The sequence below is a fragment of the Clostridia bacterium genome, from assembly GCA_017405765.1.
In the GTDB taxonomy this organism is placed as follows: Bacteria; Bacillota; Clostridia; order Oscillospirales; family RGIG577; genus RGIG577.
Genome location: JAFQZS010000007.1, coordinates 21,606 through 41,600 on the forward strand (window position 1 = coordinate 21,606; position 19,995 = coordinate 41,600).

A 19,995-nucleotide genomic window follows, 5' to 3' on the forward strand; every position below is an offset into this window, starting at 1 on the left:
TTGATAATAATTGAAAAAGGCGCGTCGTTTCTGTATAATTATAAGCGCATAATGACAATGACTGTAAACACGGAGGAAACGCATTATAAAATGATAAATAAAGTAACAACGCTTGAAAACGCAATGAAAGACATAAAAGACGGCGCATCGATAATGGTCGGCGGTTTTTTGGACTCTGGCCGTCCCTCGATGCTTGAACGGCGTCTTGCCGATATGGGCGTTCGCGATCTTACGATAATCTCCATGTGCACCGGCACCGAAAAAAGCGAGCTCTACCGAGTGTTCACCCAGGGGCAGGTATCTAAGATCATAGCTTCTTATATACGCTTCAATCCGGTGAGCATAAATATGATACTTAACGACCCGAAAAAAGTGACGCTTCTTCCCATGGGAACGCTTACCGAGCGGATACGCGCGGGCGGCACGGGTCTCGGCGGAATACTTACGGCCGTGGGCGTAGGCACGCTCGTCGAGGAGGGGAAGCAGAAGATAAATATCGACGGGCGCGACTATCTTTTGGAGCTTCCAATACGCGCCGATTTTGCCATAGTTCACGCATATATGGCTGATGAGATGGGAAATCTGGTATTTCGAGGCACGAAGCGCAACTTCAACGCCGTTATGCCGTATTCGGCCGATTTCGTTATAGCCGAGGCTGAGCATATAGTAAAAGCCGGAGAAATATCGCCTGACGACGTCATAGTACCCGGTATTTTCGTTGATGCAGTTGTAAAGGTCGGTGATTGAAATGAGCGAAACGAGTAAAATGGACAAAAAAGAAATAATAGCAAGGCGCGTTTCGAAAGAGCTTAAGAACGGCGACGTTGTAAACCTTGGCATAGGCACTCCCACGCTTGCGGCAAATTACGTGCCGGAGGGCGTTACGGTAATATTCCAATCGGAAAACGGTATGCTGGGCATAGGCCCCGCGCCCACATCCGACAACGCCGACGATACTTATACTAACGCGGGCGGCGCGCTTATCACGGCTATTCCCGGCGCGTCGGTATTCGATAACACCATGTCGTTCGCCGTGATACGCTCGGGCAGAGTGAAGACAGCCGTTTTGGGCGCTCTCGAGGTGGACGAGTTCGGAAGCATAGCAAACTGGATGATACCCGGCAAAAGCGTAAACGGCATGGGCGGCGCAATGGATCTCGTAGTCGGCGCAAAGCGCATAATCGTCGCAATGGAGCATACTGTAAAGGGCAGACCCAAGATACTTAAAAAATGCACGCTTCCGCTTACGGCAGCGCGCGAGGTGGATATGATAATAACGGACCTCTGCGTTATAGATGTCGATCACGAGCACGGGCTTACGCTTACGGAGCTTGCTCCGGGCGTGAGTATAGAAGACGTAAAGGCTGCGACACAAGCGCCGATAAAGGTATCGCCCGAGCTTAAAACAATGGAGCTTTTTTAAAAGGATGTGTTTAAAATGAGTCTTATAATAGAAGAAGTTTCTTCCGACGAAAAACTGAAAACAGTCGCCTCGCTTGCCGAAGAAATATGGCACGAGCATTTTACGCCGATAATAGGCCGCGATCAGGTATTATATATGCTCGACAAGTTCCAGTCGTTCACCGCGATGAAGCGCCAGAGGGAAAGCGAAGGCTATATTTACTATCTTTTTAAATGGGACGGCGAATACGTCGGATATTCCGGCATAGCCGTTCACGGCGACAGGCTCTTTCTTAGTAAGCTTTACGTAAAAAAAGAGGCGCGCGGACGGGGTATCTCCCGAAAGGCCGTTGATAAATATAAAGGAATATGCAAAGAAAAAGGACTTCGCTCCATTTATCTTACGGTGAATAAATATAACTTCGCAAAGGACGTATATACGGCGCTCGGTTTTAAGACCATAGACAGCGTAAAGACCGACATAGGCGGCGGCTTTTATATGGACGACTACATAATGGAGCTCGATATTCAATAATATAATGAAAGAAGGCGTAATAATGGCATATGAGTACATGACGCTTGAAAAGCGCGAAAGAACGGCGATAATCACGTTCTGCCGCCCCGAGGTGAGAAATCAGATAACTAATGAGCTTATGGCGGAGCTTTCAGTGATCGTAAGAGACCTTGAGGCCGACCGCGAGATCCGCTCGGTCATAATAACGGCGACAGGCAAGGCGTTCGCCGCCGGAGCCGACCTCAATATGCTGCTTAGCTTTTCCGTTGTCGAGGAGCGCGCCTGCTCGGCTATGGGCATAGAAGTATGCCGTGCGATAGAAAACTCGCAAAAGGTCTATATCTGCGCATTGAACGGCTATGCCTTCGGCGGCGGGCTTGAGCTTGCGATGGCTTGCGACATAAGAATAGCGTCGGAAAGCGCCGTTTTCGGCCTGCCTGAAACGAAGGTGGGCATAATCCCCGGCTACGGCGGTACGCAAAGACTTGCCCGTCTCGTGGGATTCGGACGCGCAAAGGAGATACTTCTCACGGGCCGTAACGTTGACGCCGCCGAAGCGGAGCGCATAGGTCTCGTAAATTATCTTGCGCCCAAAGATAAAGTGCTCGAGCGCGCGCTTGAGGAGGCCGCGCTTCTTTCAAAGAACGCGCCCATCGCCATGGGACTTGCAAAGCAGGTCATGCTCTCCGACGTAACTACGGGTCAGGCGGCGGCCGCGCAGATGCAGGCGAACGCCCTCGCCATAGCGTATTCTTCCGACGACGCAAAGGAAGGCATGCGCGCCTTTCTGGAAAGACGCGAGCCGCAGTTCAAAAATAAATAAACGCCCCGAAAAATCTAAATCGAAAACAAAACGATCCAATAAAAAAAGCGCCTTGTTCTTTCTGCTTTATTAGAAAAAACAAGGCGCTTTTTATTACATCTTCATATATCCCGACATCATGCAGGCCCCCGCCGCGGAAGTCTTTTTTATAAGCTCCAGATTTCCCTCGTTTATGCCTCCGAGCGCGTAAACGGGTATCTTTACGCTTTCGCATATCGTTTCAAGCCACTTCGTGCCCTTTTTCGGCATCCCGGGTTTGCAGTCGGTCTCAAATACGTTGCTCGCCGTTATATACGACGCACCCAGGGCTTCGGCCTCGCGCGCTTCCTCTATATCGTGCGCCGACGCGCCGAGAATCGAAAATTCTTTAAGAATATCGTAGTTTTCTCTTAACAGAGGCATGGGCAAATGTATCTTTTTATGGCCAAGGCGACGCGCCGCGCCGATGAACGTGTGGAGCACGCATTCTATGCCCTCGTCTTCGCATAGGTGGATCACCCTTCGCGCAAGCGCCTCGTATTCGGCCTGTGTAAGATCCTTTTCGCGAAGTATTAGCATATCGGGCCGCTTTAATGCGGCGATGCGCCTTATCTGCGCCGCAAGGTCCGGGCACTGCGTCCTATTCGATATTGCTATAAGCTTAAACGAGGACATAATCGTTCATAACGGGCTGAAGCCCCATCTCGCGTATGCGCGCGAAAACTTCGTCCACGTTTCTGCCGTCGGCTATCTCGAACTGATCGTCGCCCTGCGCCTCGTCGTTCGAGTGCTCGCCTATGCCTGTGCTGACGCCCGCCGATATCTTCGTTGCGGCAAGGCCGATAACGTGATCGCGAAACTCGGCGCGCTCGCGCGTCGATATCGTCATGCCGGCGAACGGCATGAATATGCGGTAGGCGCACATTATCTGAAGAAGCTGACGCTCGTGAACGTCCTTCGGATTTATCTTGTCGTTGTTCACGATGGGACGAAGGCGCGGGCACGAGAACGATATCTCTGCATGGGGATATTTCCTCTGTATAAGATACGCGTGCATGCCCGTGGCGAAGGCGTCCTTTCTGAAATCATCGAGTCCCAAAAGCGCCGCGAACGCCACTCCGCGCATACCTCCGCGAATGGCGCGCTCCTGCGCGTTCAGGCGGTACGGGAACACGCGCTTATGTCCCGCAAGGTGTAGCTTCTCGTATTTATCGGAGTTGTACGTCTCCTGGAACACGGTCACGAAGTCCGCACCGCATTCGTGAAGATACGCGTATTCGTCGGTATTCATGGGATATACCTCAATACCTACGTTCTTGAAATACTTGTGGGCTATGCGGCACGCCTCGCCTATATATTTTACGTCCGACATTTTGCGGCTCTCGCCCGTAAGTATGAGTATCTCCTCAAGACCCGTCTTTGCAATGGCGGCCATCTCCCGCTCTATCGCCTCGAAATCGAGCTTTGCGCGCTTTATCTTATTTCGGCAGTTGAATCCGCAGTAGATGCAGTAATTTTCGCAGTAGTTTGAAATATATATCGGCGTGAAAAGATATACGGCGTTGCCGAAATGCTTTCTCGTCTCCTCGCGGGCGCGCTCTGCCATCTTCTCCAAAAACGCATCTGCGGCCGGCGATAAGAGCGCGGCGAAATCCTCGGGATAAAGGCTGTCCTTTGACAGCGCGAGCTTAACGTCCGCAGCCGTATATGCATCCGGGTCGTAATTATTCATCGCCGCAATCACCCTGTCGCCTATATCGGAATCTATTATCTCCATACCCGGCATATATTCCATATGATTCGTTCTTTTTTCCATCACGATACGCTCCTATTCCTCCAAAAATCCCGTAAGCGGCGAAGACGCCACGGCGCCTTTACTTATCACCCTGCCGAGCCCCGACAGATAAGCCGCGCGTCCCGCTTCTATTGCGGCCTTAAATGCGCCGGCCATCGCCGGAATGTCGCCCGCCGTCGCTATGGCAGTGTTCGCCATTATGGCCGCCGCGCCCATCTCCATCGCCTCGCAAGCCTGGCTCGGACGGCCTATGCCCGCGTCAACGATGATAGGAAGGTCTATTTCATCTATGAGTATCTGGATGAACTCACGCGTCGCAAGACCCTTGTTCGAGCCTATCGGAGCCGCAAGCGGCATTACGGATACGGCTCCCGCGTCGCGAAGCGCACGGGCGGCGTTTAGGTCGGGGTACATATACGGCATAACTAAAAAGCCCTCGCGCGCAAGTATCTCGGTCGCCTTTATCGTTTCGTAATTGTCGGGCAAAAGATACTTCGAGTCGTGTATTACCTCAATTTTTACGAAGTCGCCGCATCCCAGCTCTCGCGCGAGTCTCGCTATCCTCACGGCCTCCTCTGCGTTCCTCGCGCCCGAGGTGTTAGGAAGGAGCGTTACACCCTTCGGTATGTGCTCGATTATATTTCCGTCGCCGCGGCTGTTCGCGCGGCGCACGGCAAGCGTTATCATCTGCGTGCCCGCGTGCTTAACGGCCGCGTCTATAAGCTCCGGATCGTATTTTCCCGAGCCCAGAATAAATCTCGACGTGAATTCACGTCCGCCCAAAATGAACTTATCCTCTTTTTGCATCATTTTCACTCCTTTATTCTTCTCCCAAGATCATTCTTATTATCATATTGGCCTCGTGTCCCGAGGTTATCGCAACGCGGGGAGCCATAAGCCCAATGCCGCGTTCAACGTCGCTCTCACCGTCTCCGCAGACGTAAAGATTTTTAAACCGTCTTTTCGTTCTTATTTCGTTGCTGTCGCCGTAGCCCGCAAGTCCCGATCCGGAAACTATGCGTGTGCGCGGGCACTGCTCCAGCAGCGTATTTACGAGCATGGCCTTCTCCGAAGCGCGGTCGAACGCCTCGCAGACTATGGGATAATCCCCGAAAAGCTCCGCCGCGTTCTCGCGCGTCACCCTGACGCAGCATGTCTTTATATCAAGATACGGGTTTATCTCCTTTATTATCTCAAAAAGCGCGTCCGTCTTTTTTCGTCCTATATCCTTTATGCCGTACGCCTGCCTGTTCAGATTGGTCATGTCAACCTCATCGAAATCGACGAGCAGCATATGCCCGACATTGCAGCGCGCAAGCATCACGGCGGCGTTAGATCCCAAGCCACCTAGCCCCGCTATGGCGACGCGCGCGTTTTGAAGTTTTTCGTGTATCTCGGGCGTGAATCTGCTGTCGGCAGCGGCAAGCAGTTCTTCTTTAGTAGGTACCATTGTCAGCCGCCCCCCACAAAATGTACTATCTCTATCTTGTCGCCGTCACAAAGCACGGTCGAATCATACAGCGCTTTCGGCAGTATGCCGCCGTTATACTCTATGGCGATGCGATCCGTCGAATAGTTAAGAGCCTTCAGGCACTGTGCAACAGTCGCGCCCGCAAACGACTCTTCTTTCCCGTTAATGAATATCACGATATCGCCTCCCGTATTTTTATTTCTGATAATCAAAAAAGCCATATGAAGTTCACACCCGAGGTGGTGTGCCCCTTCATATGGCTTTGTACTTTGTATTTTATCACGTTTTTATCAAAAGTCAATAGATTATATATTCCTATATCGTCATTTTGTGGTACAATATATGCAAATAATAAATTACGGAGGCAAAAATGTTTAAGACCACTTTAAAAATTGAAGGTATGATGTGTGAAAAGTGCGAGGCGCACGTAAACCGCGCGGTGAATAAAAACTTTTCCGTAAAAGAAGTCGTTTCATCCCATAAGAACGGCGCTACGGAAATAATCTCCGAAGAAAAACTCGACGAGGCGAAGCTTGCGGCCGTCATAGCAGACGAAGGCTACGAAATGAAGGGCGCATCCGTCGAGTCGTTATAAAAAGCGGACGTCATATCCCATACACACTTAAAAGAAAGAAGGTATCACGTTTTGAAAAAGCTTATTCCATTTGTTCTCTTTCTTCTTATCGTTCTGTCGCTTAATGTGCAGTCGCTTGCTGAGGGCGTAAACAGCGGCGATTTCGGCTCCGTTCACTGGTCGATGACCGAGACGACGCTTACCATAACCGGCACGGGCGATATCGTAAAGCCCGAGGACGGCTGGCCGTGGTACGAAAGCGACTACAATTTCAGAGACGTTAAGAACGTCGTCGTAGGCGAGGGCATAACCTCGCTTCCCGACGAGATCTTTTACCACTTTGAATCGATGACGTCCGTTTCCCTGCCGTCGACGCTCAAAAGCATAGGGCAGGAAGCGTTCAGGGGCAGCGGCCTTACAAAAATTGTAATCCCCGAGGGCGTCACCGATATAAGCGGCCTCGCCTTTTACCTCTGCGAGGATCTTACGGATGTGAGCGTGCCGTCTACGCTTGTTAATGTCGGCGGCCGCATATTTGCAAACTGCGGTCTTACGAATATTACGATCGCCGATGGCACGACAACGCTTGGTGAGATGCCCTTCTACGGGTGCAACAAGCTTACCCGTATCCGTCTGCCCGGAAGTCTTAAATCTATAGACCGCGACTTTTTCAATGACTGCAAAAACATAGAGAGCGTGACCTTCGGCGAAGGGTTCGTAAGCATCGGAGACGATACGTTCAGATGGCAGCATGCGCTTTCGGAGGTATCTCTTCCCTCGACTCTTAAAACCATAGGAAGCGGCGCTTTTTCGTATACAGCCATAACGGAAATAAAACTCCCCAACGGCATTTCCGAGATCGGAAGCGGCGCTTTTTCCGAATGCAAAAGCCTTGTTTCGGCCTCTATTCCCGCCTCCGTTACGCAGGAGGGCCTCGGCGAAAACATTTTCCGAGACTGCACAAGCCTTAAGTCCATAAATGTAGAAGCAAACATAACTTATCTTAAAGGCGCAATAAACGGCTGCACCGCGCTTGAAACCGTTTCTCTTCCGAATACGCTCACCTCTCTTTCGGCTTCCGATTTTGAAAAGATGACGAACCTTCGCCGCGTGGACGTAGCCGAGGGCGGCGAGAATTATTTTTCCGATGACGGCGTAGTATATGAAAAGCGCGACTCCGGCCAAAGTATCGTATGCTATCCCGCCATGCGCGAGGGCGATACGTACGAGCTTTTGGAGGGCACTACGAGCTTTGGCTGCTCGTTTAAAGATCACCCCTATCTTAAAAAGCTTATACTCCCCAAGTCCATGACGAAGCTTAATGACTACGGCACATACCCGACGGGCTTTTCGGCAAATACGATAACAGAGCTCGTGCTGCCCGACACGATGACGTACATTTACTCGCTTAAAGGCTTCAGCGCGTTGGAATCTCTCGATGTTCCAAGCAGCATAACCTCTTTCACCACTTCTGCTCTCAAGGACTGCGAGTCGCTTAAAAGCATCACGTTTTCAGATAAGCTCACTACGATATCGGCTTCCGACGGCGTAGAGCTTCCTGCGCTCAAAACGGTCACGTTTGCATCGCGTCCGCCGCAGATAAGCGACCCGTCCGCCCTTTTCCCCGGCGGAAAATCCGTTACCGTCCGCTATCCCTCTTATCTTGAGATACTTTGGACGGGCACCGCATGGGACGACGCATATACGCTTGAGCCCTACATTGTCACCGGCATAATAGACGAGGGCGACTGGGGCGGCGACGAGACCTCCGGTACGGTGAGCGGCAAACTCCACTGGACGGTGGACGCCTCCGGCGTGCTTACGATATCGGGCACGGGCACGATGAAGGACGGCGCCCGTTACAGCAATATCGTTCCGTGGTATAAATGGCACGACATTATCACAAATGTCGTCGTAAAAGACGGCGTGATCTCGATAGGACAATACGCCTTTTACGGACTTAACGAAGCCCGTAAAATCGAGCTTCCCGAGGGACTGACTCTTATAAACAGCTTTGCATTCGAGGGCTGCACGTCGCTTGAAAGTATTAACCTACCCGCGTCGCTTACGTCTGTACGAAGTTACGCCGAGGAAAGCCCCGCCGCCGTATACTCGGTCGACGAGATGACTTACGCCCATATGTACGCGCTTGAAATGGGCTTAAACTTCGAATTAACGGGTCGGCGCGCCGAAGTGACCGTCATCCGCATCGAGCCTGCGGGCGGCGAACGAAGCGAGTCGCAAGTCGAGGCCGAGATAAGAGCAGCCATAGCTCCCAACCGCCGCGTGATCCTTGCGGACGGCATATATATGCTTCAAAGCACGCTTTATATGAGAGGCGTGTACGACTTCTCCCTTGAGGCGGAGAATCCCGGTATGGCCGAGCTTGTGCTGAGAGCAAACAACGCTCCCGTTATCTCGGCAAGCAACTCTCTCGACTACCCGAATTCGCTTCCCTGCCGCTTCATAAACGTCGACGGCCTTATAATGGGCCACGTTGCCGCAAGGAGCACCGCGGGGTGCGACGGCGAGGCCTACGTTTTCGAAGCGTTTGGCGTTCACGATCTCACGGTCACCCGCTGCGATCTGTGGGGCTGCGGCGTCATAGGCTTTGCATTCAGCTCCTGCGACGGCGTGAAGGTAAGCGATACCGTCGTGCGCGACTGTATGAAAAACGCAGTCTTATCAACGAGCACCGAGGCGACCTTCACACGCTGCGTTTTCAGCGGCAACTCGTATTACAGCTACAACGGCAGTGAGGCGGGGCAGGCAAGCGATCAGACCTGCTTCAGGCTTTACAATTACCTTACTACTCACAAGCCGTCGTTCGTAGTGGAGGATTCGCAGATTTTCAATAATTACTCGTATGCCCTTATAAACGAAAGCGGCCCGTATACCGAAGGTGAGATATTCAAAAACTGCTCCTTCTTTGATAACGTATGGCAGGAAAAAACGCCCCAAAATTACGGCGTATGCTTGGGCGGTCTCACGTGGCAGGTGATACAGGGAAGTTACGGCGCTCAGACGCTCGTCATCGGTCAGCCCATTGATCTTACCGTAGCCGCGATCCCCGGCGGCAGCGGCACTCTCCCCAATTACAGCACATGGAGCACGCCGTGGAAAAAGCTTCTTTCCCGCATAAGCGCCGTTAATTTGCCGAGCAACGCCTCGGTGACGCTTTCGCGTATTCCGGCGTCGGTCACCGTGACATATTCAGACGTTTCGGCGGGCACGTATAAAGCGGCCATCGCCGTTTACGACCAAGAGGGACGCATGACGGGCTTCTCGATACAGGCTGTGACTATCGGTGAAGACCGAACCGTTTCGTTCGATACTCACGCGTCCGGAAAAAAGGGCACGTGCGCCGTATTCTTACTTGACAACAGCGACTACGCGCCCGAAACCGAAGCTATGCACATCGACGCCACCGGCAGCGCATCATAAAGACAACGCATAAAATTTGATCCGAAGCCGCGTCCGAAAGGACGCGGTTTTTTATATGAAAATGAACATAACGCGGCAGTTTTGCCGCGTTATGTGATCCATATTTATAAAAACAGCTCCGGCTCCTTTCTTTCGGCAAAGCTTTTCTCTATCATCCTTATATGTGAAAGAAAGTCGCCGTCGTCGAAATACAGCGCGCCTTCGGGGCATTTTTTCACACAGGCCATGCATTTTATGCACGCGCCGACGACCTTCGGATGATCGTCCAGTGTCACTACTCCCATCGGACAGACGCTTTCGCACAAGCCGCAGCGCGTGCATTTTTCGGCGCGCACCTTTGGCGCGGCCTTTAAGAACTTCGCGGGCGCGCCGTCCTCTCGCAAAGGCGTGTAATACTTTTCCAGGCGTTCGCATCCCGGTACTGCTGCGGGCGCGATATCGTCCCCGCTTTTAAGTTTCTGCGCGATCTTACGGGCAAAAAGCGTAAGCCTACTCATGTCCGCCTCGTCGGGACGGCCCAAGGCCAGCGTATCCGAGAAGGCGTGGCGCGCCACGGCCGCGATCCCGGCCAAGGGCAGGCATCCGCCGTCTTTTATTATACCGCACATCTCACAAAGCGCATCGCCGAAGCTCCTGTTTCCGTACACCGCCACGGCTATAATATGCGCTCCGTCGCCTTTTATGGCTCCTTTAACGTATTCAAGCGTCTTATTCGGTATTCTACCCGCATAAACGGGCGTCGCCCATACTACGAGCTCGTCTCGGCCAAATGAAAAGCCCTGCCTTCGTTCGTCCGGCAGCGTATAAGACGCCGTTTCATAGGGGACTTCCAATTCTGCGGACAAACGCTCGGCCAAAAGCTTTGCCGTCATCTCAGTCGCTCCCGTCGGGCTGAAATATACGGCCTTTATGATCTTAAAACGCCTCATTTTTTCCTCGCTTGTCAATCGCTTACGTCCGTGTCGAGAACTATAGTTACCTTATGATCGGGATAAGCCCGTTTGACTTCATCGTATATTTTTCGATAAAGCGCTTCGCGCTCCTTTACGGCAAAGTCTATCACCACATCGAACGTGATCGTTTTCTCGGCCTCATTCAAATAAAAGCCGTGCATTTGAAGTACGCCGTCGTGGGACATAACTGTTTTTCTTATCTCGTTTCTCATATTCACCGCACCCGTGTCGAGCGTATTCATCGAATATACGCCCACGGCCGCCATTATAACGCGGTGCTTATCGTATACCTCGCGCGTTATCCTGCGTGTAAGCTCGTCTATGCGGGCGGCCGTCATCGTGTCGTCCACCTCGATATGGACGGAGCAGATATGCGTTTCGGGGCCGTAGTCGTTCAGTACAAGGTCATACGCCCCGTGTACCTCGTCGAAAGATGCGACTGTCTTTTTTATCGCAAGCGAAAGCTCGCTCTGCGCGCGTTCTCCCAATATCTGACTTATGGTGCTTCTAAGCATGTCTATGCCCGACTTTATAATAAACGCCGATATGACAGCGCCCAAATACGCCTCTATAGACAGCCCCGTGAATATGAAAATTGCGGCGGCTGCAAGCGTGGAGGCCGATATTACGGAATCGAGCAGCGCATCCGCCCCGGAGTTTACGAGCGACTCCGAATTTACACGTTTGCCCGTGCGCTTCACGTGCATCCCAAGCGCCACCTTTGCGCCTACGGCCACGGCGACGATTATAAGCGAAACCGCGCCGTAATCGGGCGGCTCGGGCGATATTATTTTCTTTATCGACTCCACAAGAGACGTTATACCTGCGTAAAGCACGATGACCGATATTATCATCGCGCTTAAATATTCGATGCGGCCGTAGCCAAAGGGGTGCTTTTTGTCGGGCGCTCTGCCCGAAAGCTTCGTACCCACGATGGTGATCACGGACGAGAGCGCGTCGCTTAAATTGTTCACGGCGTCCAGCGTGATGGCAATGGAGTTGGACATAATGCCCGCCAAAGCCTTGAATGCCGCAAGCAGCACGTTTACGACTATTCCCGTGACGCTCGTTTTTATGATGGTCCTTTCCCTCAGATCCCGTTCCATTTCAGTTCCCTTATCGAACGCCTATCCTATTATCTTCTTTGCAAATTCCGCCGCCGCCTTTAGATCGTCGGCGTTCGGCCTGCCCTTATGCATCGCTCCGAACGCGCCGCGGCAGTAGAACTCCTCCGCCGCCTGCGGTATATTCTTCTCCGAAAGAAGCTTCCCCACCTGCTTATACGTGGATCTCACGATGGCCGCAGTGCTGAAATTCACCGCCTTGCCCACTTTTACGTCTATGCCGCGCACGAAGCGCTTTACGGCCTCGTCCACGCCGTGAGCATAAACTGCGCTTCCTATGAACAAAATGTCAACGTCCTCCGTAAGAGGCTCATCCATGCCGAGCGCCTCAACGCCCACGGCTTCGGCTATGGCAAGCGCAAGCTTCTTCGTATTTCCTCCGCGCGAATAATAGCGGACCGCAACCTTCATTTTAAAACCGCCTTTCATTTTTTTATTTTAATTTTACTATACTTTACATATTCCGTCAAACCGTGCGTCGCGCAAAAAAACGGAAGCAGCCTGTCTGCCTCCGTTTTTAGTTTATTCTCCGAAAAGCGGCGTCGAATAATATCTTTCCGCCGTGTCGGGCAGTATCGTCACTACGCGCTTTCCGGGGCCGAGCTTCTTTGCAAGCTTCAGCGCGGCGGCGACGTTCGTGCCGCTCGAAATGCCCACCATAAGGCCCTCCTCGCGCGCAAGGCGCTTGGCCGTATTTATCGCCTCGTCGTCGTTCACGACGTAGATGTCGTCGTAGATATTGCGGTTTAAAATATCGGGGATTATGCCGTCGCCTATGCCCATCTGCATATGCGTGCCTATCGTGCCGCCCGCAAGTATCGCGGCGTTCTCCGGCTCTACCGCCCATATAACAAGCTCGGGATACTGCGCCTTCAATACCTCGCCAATGCCCGTAAGCGTGCCGCCCGTGCCTATGCCGGAGCAAAAGCCGTGTATCGGGCCTGCCGCCTGCGCCATTATCTCAAGCGCCGTATGCTTTTTATGCGCCATGACATTGTTTATATTGGAAAACTGCTGAGGCACGAAAACTCTCGGATCCTTTTTCTGCATACGAAGCGCGGTATTTAAGCATTCCTCTATGCATGCGCCTATGTCGCCCGCGTCGTGGATAAGCTTTACGTCCGCTCCGTAGTGACGAACAAGCTTTCTTCTCTCCTCGCTTACGGAGTCCGGCATTATTATTATCGTGCGGTATCCCTTCACCGCGCCCACAAGCGCAAGGCCTATGCCCTGGTTGCCGCTCGTCGGCTCGACGATTATCGTATCTTTATTTATAAGGCCGTCTTTTTCGGCCGCTTCTATCATGTTGAGCGCCGTTCTCGTTTTTATGGAGCCGCCCGCATTCAAGGCCTCCATCTTTACGAGCACTTCCGCGCTGTCCGGCTCGGGCATGCGGTTTAAGCGTATAAGCGGCGTATTGCCCACCGCGTCAAGAATGTTGTTGTATATCATCGTCTTACTCCGTATGTTCACGCGGACGCCGAGCGTCATACGCGGCGTCCGCAGATTTTTTGCTGTAATATTATAACGATATCACCGAAGCGGGGTATTGTCAATGAAAATATGGGGGGTGAGGGGTGCGACTGATTATTTGGGTCAGATTGACTTTATTGGAATTAACCAAGTCCCAAATGTGTTACAACCGCTGCGCTAATTATAGCTCCAACTACTGCGGTAAAAATCGGGAATAAAATTTTCCACACAATTTTGCTTGTCAATTTTTCTTTTTGAGCAGCTGCTCTAGAGATATTTATGTTAAACACTATTCGATTGAGTTCTTCATTATTTGCTTCAATTTGTTCTGGCCTTTTACCTGAAATATCAATACCAAGTTTATCCAGATTTCCGTATTTGCTTTCAAGCTCTAACAAGGCCTGAATCATTAAGTGCTTCACATTAGCGCAGACATTCTGAAATACGGATTGGGAAATGATTTGCTTAATTGAAATACATTGCACTTCATTATTTGTGATTTCTGCAACATCACTAGCTAAATAACTTACATCCCTAATTGATGGACTGTTCGCAGATGCCAATTCGGATATATACCGAATTCCATCGTGTAAATCTATTCTTTTAAGTTTCTCGCGATGATTTTCTCGAACATAATACAGTGGCAATGGTTGATTCGTAACTTGCAAGCTTCCGTTTATTCCTGAATATTTAAGCTCTAATCCAGTTTTTCTGCGGTATTCTGGCAAGTCATCTGCGGTACTATATCCATTTAATTCTTTCTTAACCCATCTTGCCAGCGTTTCATTTTTAACATCAACAGCAAGTATATATAATCTATTCAAGGATTGTTCAAGAGCAACTCTTTCCTCAACAATATCTTTAATGATCTGGCTCTTGGGCATATACACTCACCTCATTTCAACTTCTCACACAGATGCAAGAGTTCTCTCAATCTGCGACAATGCGCTTCTCATCGGATATATTTGTCGCTTTTCGTTGTTATAATTTGTTATAGTTTTTGTAAATATATTTGCAAAACGTCTAGGATATTTATCTTAAACTGCATTACTCCCAAAAATCAAGCACAGATATCTCTTTATTGTTGTTTTTTTCCATTGAATCGTTTTCGGAAATTATATGAATGCGTATACTTCCATGATCAACTATAACCCAGTATGTTCGAAACAGAATAACAAAGCAATTCAAATTACCCTTAAACGCAATCAATTCGTCTGTATCAATATCTAATAACACATCTCCTTTTCTTGACCTGGAAATAACATAAGTATACCTTTGCCCCATAGGGAACCGCACATCAAACATACTTGATTCGGTTTGTTGAAACCCAAAAAACTTATGCACACATGCAGCCGAATCCAATAACGCAAACAAATTATCCTTTGCTTCTTTACCCTCACATTCAAATTCATAGAATAGTTCTAAATAAGAAGTTATATCCACTTTTTCAAGTCTTTTTAGATAACCAATAATGGTTTTATTTACTGCATTTACTTCCTTTCCGCCAAATAACTCAAACGTATTATTAGGGTCATATAAACCTAAACGCTCCAATTCTTTTAACACAGCATTAAGTTTGTTTATTGTTAAAAATGCTGGGTATTTTCCCTTAGTAAAATATATAAAGCCCATTATCATATCTCCTTTGTCTATGCACGGTCGTCCCTTTGCGGCATCTGCTATTTTTACATATTATGTCAACAATTTAACGATATTACCATTGGAGCGCAATGTCAATGCGCAGTATGGGGGCTTCGTTTTCGGGAATCGAACGTTCTATCAGTTGCTTTCGTACTCCCGGTTATTATATAATCTCGCGTTACTTAATCATATCAGCTACGCACTTCAAGCATTGCCTTCTATCAGCCAATCGGCCACATCGACGATCTGCACGCCCTCATGCTGATAAGCTTCCTGTCGGGTGCGGGTAAGTATCATTTTGGGATATGCGTCCTTGATCTTTAGCAGCGGATCTATTTCGCGCCGGAAGGTGTCGGGGTCGTCTATGCTGCCGGAAACCTGTATATACAGCTTTTCACTTCGTTTTATTGCAACAAAGTCGATCTCCTTCTTATACAGCACGCCGGCATACAGCTCGTATCCTCGGCGCAAAAGCTCAATGGCAACGATATTTTCTATCATCCTGCCATGATCGGCGTTTTTCGTGCCCAGCTTCGCATACTTGAAGGAATGATCGCAAAGATAATATTTGTCATTCGACGAAAGATACCGTTTGCCCTGAATATCATATCTTCGGACCTTGTAAAACGCAAACGCATTGCAAAGGTATTTTATATATGCGCTGACGGTACGATCATTTGTTTTTACATGCTCCCCTGTAAAGGCCGCGGCAACGCTGCGAGTGGAAGTCTGATTTGAAATGTTGTCTATTAGGAAATCGCAGAGGCGTTCCATCAAGGGCATGTTGCGCACGCGATATTTTTGCCGGATATCCCGAACGATCAATGTATTGAACACATCGGAGATATAGTCATATTTCGATTCCGGCGTTTTATAAAGATAAGAGCCGGACATGCCGCCCTCACGGATATAGCGGTTAAAAGCGGCATATTGATCCGTAAGCGCGAAATACCTCATAAATTCCGCGAACGAAAAAGGAAAAACCTCTATCTCAAAGGTACGTCCCGTAAACAGCGTTGCAAGGTCGCTGCTCAAAAGAAAAGCGTTGGAACCGGTGATATAGATATCATATTTTTCGGATGCGTGCAAACTGTTGATAGCTTTCTCAAATCCTTTGCACATCTGAACTTCATCTATGAAAACAAAGTTGCTTTTCCCCGGGATATAAGCCTTTTCAATATAATCATTCAGCGCATGATACTCTGTCAAATCCTCATACACATTTAGGTTAAAATTGATATGAATAATGCTCGCGTTCGGATCGTTGGCACGAACATAAGACATGAACGACTCCAAAAGCTTGGATTTTCCACAGCGTCTGACACCGGTAATTACTTTAATATCCGGAGTTCCCATCACATCTTTCAGTTTGTTCAGGTAGAAATCTCGTTCGATCAGCCGCATGGTATATCACCTCATCTATATTATACCCCATTCTATTTCGCAAAATCAATATTTTTTCAAAAATGCGAAATAGAATCGTCGGCCGCCTGCTGCGCGCATCAAAAGCTAGGCTTCAAACACCTCATAAGAGGCGCTGGCGGCAGCTCAAATCCTCGTTTTGCAAGTTCCTCTTCATTTTGCAAACGCAACCACGCGATCTTTGTTTAAATGTGAAGTTCGGCCTCGCAAAATAAAACGGCTCTTCCGCCGAGTATCACTCTGTTTTTATCGTTGCGGCAATAAAGTATGCCGCCTCGTGCGGAAATCTGATGCGCCGTCATTTCTTCTTTTCCCAATTTCATGGCCCAATAAGGTACAAAATTGCAATGTGCGGATCCTGTTACAGGGTCTTCATTTACATTGATTTTCGGGAAAAAGCACCTTGATACAAAATCATACTCTCCGCCGTCGGCTTTGGCCGTTATAAGAAATCCCATCCCTTTTGAAACAGCGCGTATTCTATTCCAATCAGGTGTAAAATCTCGAACGCTTTTTTCATCCGGCAGCACAAGCATTAGATCCCTGCCAAGATATGCGCCCATCGGCTTCTGCCCGTTTAACGCGTCTATTATATCTTCGGTCACTTCCACGGGAACTGGCATGCGCGAAGGAAAATCCATTTCATAAAGATCGTCTTTTTTTGCAACGGTGAGTCTTCCGCTCATGGTATCAAACTCAAATATGTTTTCTTCAGGCTTATAAAAATTTGCAAGTACAAATGCCGCTCCCAAGGTGGCGTGTCCGCAAAGATCTATCTCTGCATGTGGCGTGAACCAGCGCAGACGATAACGATCTTTTTCCCAAACAACAAACGCCGTTTCGGAAAGATTGTTCTCTATCGCTATTTTCTGCATCAAATCATCATCCGGCCACCGCTGCATTACGCATACGGCAGCCGGATTCCCTTTAAATACTTTATCGGAAAATGCGTCTACTATATATTGTTTCACTGTGTGATCACCTCTGTACGCGACGGCACAAATCTGCGCGCGACGATCTCTCTTATTAAAAAATTCCGTAATATCGCTCTTTTGATCGCATATCACTTTATAAGCGACTCAAGCGTCTCAAATAAAGCGTCGGGCTCCACAGGCTTGCTCAGGTGCGCATTCAGCCCCGCCTGCATGCTTCGCTGAACGTCTTCGTCAAATGCATTGGCAGTCAGCGCAATAATAGGTATAGACTTTGCGTCTGCTTTGTCCATCGAACGAATGCGCCGCGCAGCCTCAAGTCCGTCCATTTCGGGCATACGCATATCCATGAGAACAGCGTCATAGTAGCCGACTTCATGGTTTTTAAACAATTCCACGGCTATTTTACCGTTTTGTGCAAGGTCTGTTTCCATCTCACGCATGGAAAGCACCATCATAATGATCTCCGCGTTTATCGCCACGTCCTCCGCAAGAAGAACACGTTTGCCTTTGAGGTCTGCCGTCTTCTTCTCGAGCGCTTCGTTCTTGCGCCTAAACGCCTCTCTAAACTCGTCCATAACGTTTCCTGCAAAGAGCGGTTTTGCTACGAACGTATCTACGCCCGCCGCTTTTGCTTCATCGGCTATATCATCCCAATTGAACGACGTAAGGATTATTATTGGCGTATCGTTTCCGACTATGGAGCGTATCTCTTTAGTCGTTTCAACACCGTCCATTTCGGGCATTCGCCAGTCGATAAGAATGAGATCGTAATCCTCTCTGCGCCCGTGACGTATCCTCACCTTGTCCACGCCTTCCCAGCCGGATTCCGCCGTATCGCAGCCGATTCCTATCTGTCCCAAAATGATCTCGGCATGCTCAAGCGCGATGCGGTCGTCGTCAATTACAAGAACGCTCAGTTCGTGCGGGTTCAAGTCGCCGTCTTCCGTATTTATGCTTTTTCTTTCGGATTCGCCGAGAGTCACCGTTACCGTAAAGACAGACCCTTTGCCCTTCTCGCTCTCCACTTCGATATGGCCGTTCATAAGCTCAACAATGCTTTTTGTGATAGGCATACCGAGTCCCGTGCTTCCGTACCTGTTCGTGGAAGACGAATCCTCCTGGCTGAAGGCTTCAAAAATATGAGGCAGGTATTCCTTGCTCATGCCTATGCCTGTGTCGCTTATTATAAATTTCAGAGTTGCCTTCTTGTCAAATCTCGGTCCCTCTTCAATAATGAACCGTACCGTACCTCCTTCGGGGGTAAACTTTACGGCATTTCCCAAAATATTTATAAGCACCTGCTTAAGCTTCATAACATCGCCGATATAATAATCGTCGACGTGACCTTTTATATGACAGTCAAATGTAAGTCCCTTGTCTCTGCACTGACCGCTTATTATGGTATTTACCTGCTCCAGAGCTTTGGAAAAAGAAAACTCCTCTTTTTTTATCGTCATGCGTCCCGATTCGATGCGGCTCATATCGAGAATATCGTTTATGATACCTAACAGATGCTGCGCGGAGGCGCCTGTTTTCTCAAGATATTCCTTCACCTTATCGCTTGCCGTCGGATCGTTCATAGCGATATTGTTAAGCCCTATTATAGCGTTCATCGGCGTGCGTATCTCATGGCTCATATTGGAGAGAAACGCGGTTTTCACCCTGTTTGCATGTTCGGCCGAAGCAAGAGCGTCCTTAAGCGCTTCCCTGCTTTCGGCAAGCTCGGCTTTCTGCAGCTGTTCCCTTGCAACAGCCTCTTCAAGACCTTTTCTGTATTCTTCCTTCTCGTCCTCCATAACAAAGCTGTGAAGAAGGCTTGTTCCCAGCATATATCCCATAGCGTAAAACGGAAGCAGCGGATAAAACACCTGTATGGCGATACACAGAGCCATGGCGATACCGAACAGGCCTACCGTAAGATGACGCCGCCTTGCCGCGCCCTTCTCCTTTGCGGTGACCCACAGCGTATATGCAGACGTCAAAACGAATAAAACTATCTGTACGGCAAGCGTAACGTACCTTGCCGTACCGGCATAGTACGCTCCGCTCTCATCAAACCAGAACAGTATGGGACGGAAAAAATTGATCGCAACGACTATCGCCTCATAGCAAAGAAAAAGTATGCCCGCATATGAGAGAAACCGCGCAAATACATTTTTCTCACCGAGATATGATACGACATATCGAGTCCAGAGCATGACGGCTGCCGCCATGGCGATAAAATGCACCGACGTATCGGCGTAAAGAACAGCCGTAAGCTTATGCGATTCCAAAATGCCCCACAGCATATCTGTTATGAGATATGCCATTATCCCCAGAAGAAAACCGCGGTATTCGCGCTGTGTTTTCGTAAGTTTTTTTACTTCTCTGCTCCAGATAAGCTCACGGTTGGTAATAAGAAGCAGTATAGTTGACAATATTCCGATAATTGAGTATGTCATACTCT

20 protein-coding genes are annotated in these 19,995 nt (G+C 49.4%); 6 read left to right on the forward strand and 14 right to left on the reverse strand.

Annotation, left to right across the window (positions count from 1 at the left end; genetic code table 11):
• Positions 1-90: 90 nt before the first annotated feature.
• Genes IJG50_01820 through IJG50_01835 form a run of 4 tightly spaced genes read left to right on the forward strand, consistent with a single transcriptional unit; the run spans position 91 to position 2,738 of the window.
• Positions 91-747 carry a CoA transferase subunit A gene (locus IJG50_01820; GenBank protein ID MBQ3378583.1) on the forward strand — a complete coding sequence of 219 codons (657 nt, stop codon included), beginning with the start codon at positions 91-93 and terminating at the stop codon, positions 745-747.
• A gap of 19 nt (positions 748-766) precedes the next feature.
• Positions 767-1,423, forward strand: coding sequence for a 3-oxoacid CoA-transferase subunit B (locus IJG50_01825; GenBank protein ID MBQ3378584.1), 657 nt, complete (start codon positions 767-769; stop codon positions 1,421-1,423).
• Between the two features lie 15 nt (positions 1,424-1,438).
• Entirely contained in the window at positions 1,439-1,936 is a 498-nt protein-coding gene (locus IJG50_01830; GenBank protein MBQ3378585.1) for a GNAT family N-acetyltransferase, read from the forward strand.
• Positions 1,937-1,958: 22 nt separating this feature from the next.
• Positions 1,959-2,738 carry an enoyl-CoA hydratase/isomerase family protein gene (locus IJG50_01835; GenBank protein ID MBQ3378586.1) on the forward strand — a complete coding sequence of 260 codons (780 nt, stop codon included), beginning with the start codon at positions 1,959-1,961 and terminating at the stop codon, positions 2,736-2,738.
• Positions 2,739-2,831: 93 nt separating this feature from the next.
• On the opposite strand, the gene IJG50_01840 is transcribed toward IJG50_01835, so the two are convergent.
• The 5 genes from IJG50_01840 to thiS are packed head-to-tail and all read right to left on the reverse strand — an operon-like array spanning position 2,832 to position 6,159.
• Positions 2,832-3,392, reverse strand: coding sequence for a thiamine phosphate synthase (locus IJG50_01840; GenBank protein MBQ3378587.1), 561 nt, complete (start codon positions 3,390-3,392; stop codon positions 2,832-2,834).
• The gene (thiH, locus tag IJG50_01845; protein ID MBQ3378588.1) at positions 3,379-4,533 is read right to left on the reverse strand and encodes a 2-iminoacetate synthase ThiH; all 1,155 of its coding nucleotides are present in this window, start codon (positions 4,531-4,533) and stop codon (positions 3,379-3,381) included. Before thiH ends, IJG50_01840 begins: the two co-directional genes overlap by 14 nt.
• Positions 4,534-4,545: 12 nt before the next feature.
• Complete coding sequence (locus IJG50_01850; protein MBQ3378589.1) at positions 4,546-5,319, reverse strand: thiazole synthase; 774 nt, start codon at positions 5,317-5,319, stop codon at positions 4,546-4,548.
• Positions 5,320-5,332: 13 nt separating this feature from the next.
• Positions 5,333-5,962 (reverse strand): sulfur carrier protein ThiS adenylyltransferase ThiF, encoded by a 630-nt coding sequence (gene thiF / locus IJG50_01855; GenBank protein ID MBQ3378590.1) that lies wholly within the window; start codon positions 5,960-5,962, stop codon positions 5,333-5,335.
• Positions 5,963-5,964: 2 nt separating this feature from the next.
• On the reverse strand, positions 5,965-6,159 hold the full coding sequence (gene thiS / locus IJG50_01860) for a sulfur carrier protein ThiS (protein ID MBQ3378591.1): 195 nt from the start codon (positions 6,157-6,159) through the stop codon (positions 5,965-5,967).
• A gap of 194 nt (positions 6,160-6,353) precedes the next feature.
• Between thiS and IJG50_01865 the strand changes: the two genes are divergently transcribed.
• Entirely contained in the window at positions 6,354-6,578 is a 225-nt protein-coding gene (locus IJG50_01865; GenBank protein ID MBQ3378592.1) for a cation transporter, read from the forward strand.
• A gap of 51 nt (positions 6,579-6,629) precedes the next feature.
• A complete protein-coding gene (locus IJG50_01870) occupies positions 6,630-10,001 on the forward strand; it encodes a leucine-rich repeat protein (GenBank protein ID MBQ3378593.1) in 3,372 nt (1,123 codons plus the stop codon).
• Positions 10,002-10,105: 104 nt separating this feature from the next.
• Here the strand turns inward: IJG50_01870 and IJG50_01875 are convergent, their stop codons facing one another.
• The 9 genes from IJG50_01875 to IJG50_01915 form a co-directional block, all read right to left on the reverse strand.
• Complete coding sequence (locus tag IJG50_01875) at positions 10,106-10,930, reverse strand: EFR1 family ferrodoxin (GenBank protein MBQ3378594.1); 825 nt, start codon at positions 10,928-10,930, stop codon at positions 10,106-10,108.
• A gap of 14 nt (positions 10,931-10,944) precedes the next feature.
• Positions 10,945-12,060 carry a cation transporter gene (locus IJG50_01880; protein MBQ3378595.1) on the reverse strand — a complete coding sequence of 372 codons (1,116 nt, stop codon included), beginning with the start codon at positions 12,058-12,060 and terminating at the stop codon, positions 10,945-10,947.
• Between the two features lie 21 nt (positions 12,061-12,081).
• Positions 12,082-12,489, reverse strand: coding sequence for a flavodoxin (locus IJG50_01885; GenBank protein MBQ3378596.1), 408 nt, complete (start codon positions 12,487-12,489; stop codon positions 12,082-12,084).
• 111 nt (positions 12,490-12,600) lie between these two features.
• Positions 12,601-13,530 (reverse strand): cysteine synthase A, encoded by a 930-nt coding sequence (gene cysK / locus IJG50_01890; protein ID MBQ3378597.1) that lies wholly within the window; start codon positions 13,528-13,530, stop codon positions 12,601-12,603.
• Between the two features lie 164 nt (positions 13,531-13,694).
• Positions 13,695-14,435 carry a hypothetical protein gene (locus tag IJG50_01895; GenBank protein MBQ3378598.1) on the reverse strand — a complete coding sequence of 247 codons (741 nt, stop codon included), beginning with the start codon at positions 14,433-14,435 and terminating at the stop codon, positions 13,695-13,697.
• Between the two features lie 163 nt (positions 14,436-14,598).
• Positions 14,599-15,183, reverse strand: a complete 585-nt coding sequence (locus IJG50_01900; protein MBQ3378599.1) for a hypothetical protein — start codon at positions 15,181-15,183, stop codon at positions 14,599-14,601.
• Positions 15,184-15,396: 213 nt separating this feature from the next.
• On the reverse strand, positions 15,397-16,596 hold the full coding sequence (locus tag IJG50_01905) for an ATP-binding protein (protein MBQ3378600.1): 1,200 nt from the start codon (positions 16,594-16,596) through the stop codon (positions 15,397-15,399).
• A 203-nt stretch (positions 16,597-16,799) separates the two neighbouring features.
• Positions 16,800-17,585 carry a PhzF family phenazine biosynthesis protein gene (locus IJG50_01910; protein MBQ3378601.1) on the reverse strand — a complete coding sequence of 262 codons (786 nt, stop codon included), beginning with the start codon at positions 17,583-17,585 and terminating at the stop codon, positions 16,800-16,802.
• A 92-nt stretch (positions 17,586-17,677) separates the two neighbouring features.
• Positions 17,678-19,990 (reverse strand): response regulator, encoded by a 2,313-nt coding sequence (locus IJG50_01915; protein MBQ3378602.1) that lies wholly within the window; start codon positions 19,988-19,990, stop codon positions 17,678-17,680.
• Between the last annotated feature and the right edge of the window lie 5 nt (positions 19,991-19,995).

Bases quoted from the DNA above. Each gene is read 5' to 3' on its own strand.
- IJG50_01820 (MBQ3378583.1), top strand. From the start codon at position 91: ATGATAAATAAAGTAACAACGCTTGAAAACGCAATGAAAGACATAAAA.
- IJG50_01825 (MBQ3378584.1), top strand. From the start codon at position 767: ATGGACAAAAAAGAAATAATAGCAAGGCGCGTTTCGAAAGAGCTTAAG.
- IJG50_01830 (MBQ3378585.1), top strand. From the start codon at position 1,439: ATGAGTCTTATAATAGAAGAAGTTTCTTCCGACGAAAAACTGAAAACA.
- IJG50_01835 (MBQ3378586.1), top strand. From the start codon at position 1,959: ATGGCATATGAGTACATGACGCTTGAAAAGCGCGAAAGAACGGCGATA.
- IJG50_01840 (MBQ3378587.1), bottom strand. From the start codon at position 3,392: ATGTCCTCGTTTAAGCTTATAGCAATATCGAATAGGACGCAGTGCCCG.
- thiH (MBQ3378588.1), bottom strand. From the start codon at position 4,533: ATGGAAAAAAGAACGAATCATATGGAATATATGCCGGGTATGGAGATA.
- IJG50_01850 (MBQ3378589.1), bottom strand. From the start codon at position 5,319: ATGCAAAAAGAGGATAAGTTCATTTTGGGCGGACGTGAATTCACGTCG.
- thiF (MBQ3378590.1), bottom strand. From the start codon at position 5,962: ATGGTACCTACTAAAGAAGAACTGCTTGCCGCTGCCGACAGCAGATTC.
- IJG50_01865 (MBQ3378592.1), top strand. From the start codon at position 6,354: ATGTTTAAGACCACTTTAAAAATTGAAGGTATGATGTGTGAAAAGTGC.
- IJG50_01875 (MBQ3378594.1), bottom strand. From the start codon at position 10,930: ATGAGGCGTTTTAAGATCATAAAGGCCGTATATTTCAGCCCGACGGGA.
- IJG50_01880 (MBQ3378595.1), bottom strand. From the start codon at position 12,060: ATGGAACGGGATCTGAGGGAAAGGACCATCATAAAAACGAGCGTCACG.
- IJG50_01885 (MBQ3378596.1), bottom strand. From the start codon at position 12,489: ATGAAGGTTGCGGTCCGCTATTATTCGCGCGGAGGAAATACGAAGAAG.
- cysK (MBQ3378597.1), bottom strand. From the start codon at position 13,530: ATGATATACAACAACATTCTTGACGCGGTGGGCAATACGCCGCTTATA.
- IJG50_01895 (MBQ3378598.1), bottom strand. From the start codon at position 14,435: ATGCCCAAGAGCCAGATCATTAAAGATATTGTTGAGGAAAGAGTTGCT.
- IJG50_01900 (MBQ3378599.1), bottom strand. From the start codon at position 15,183: ATGGGCTTTATATATTTTACTAAGGGAAAATACCCAGCATTTTTAACA.
- IJG50_01905 (MBQ3378600.1), bottom strand. From the start codon at position 16,596: ATGCGGCTGATCGAACGAGATTTCTACCTGAACAAACTGAAAGATGTG.
- IJG50_01915 (MBQ3378602.1), bottom strand. From the start codon at position 19,990: ATGACATACTCAATTATCGGAATATTGTCAACTATACTGCTTCTTATT.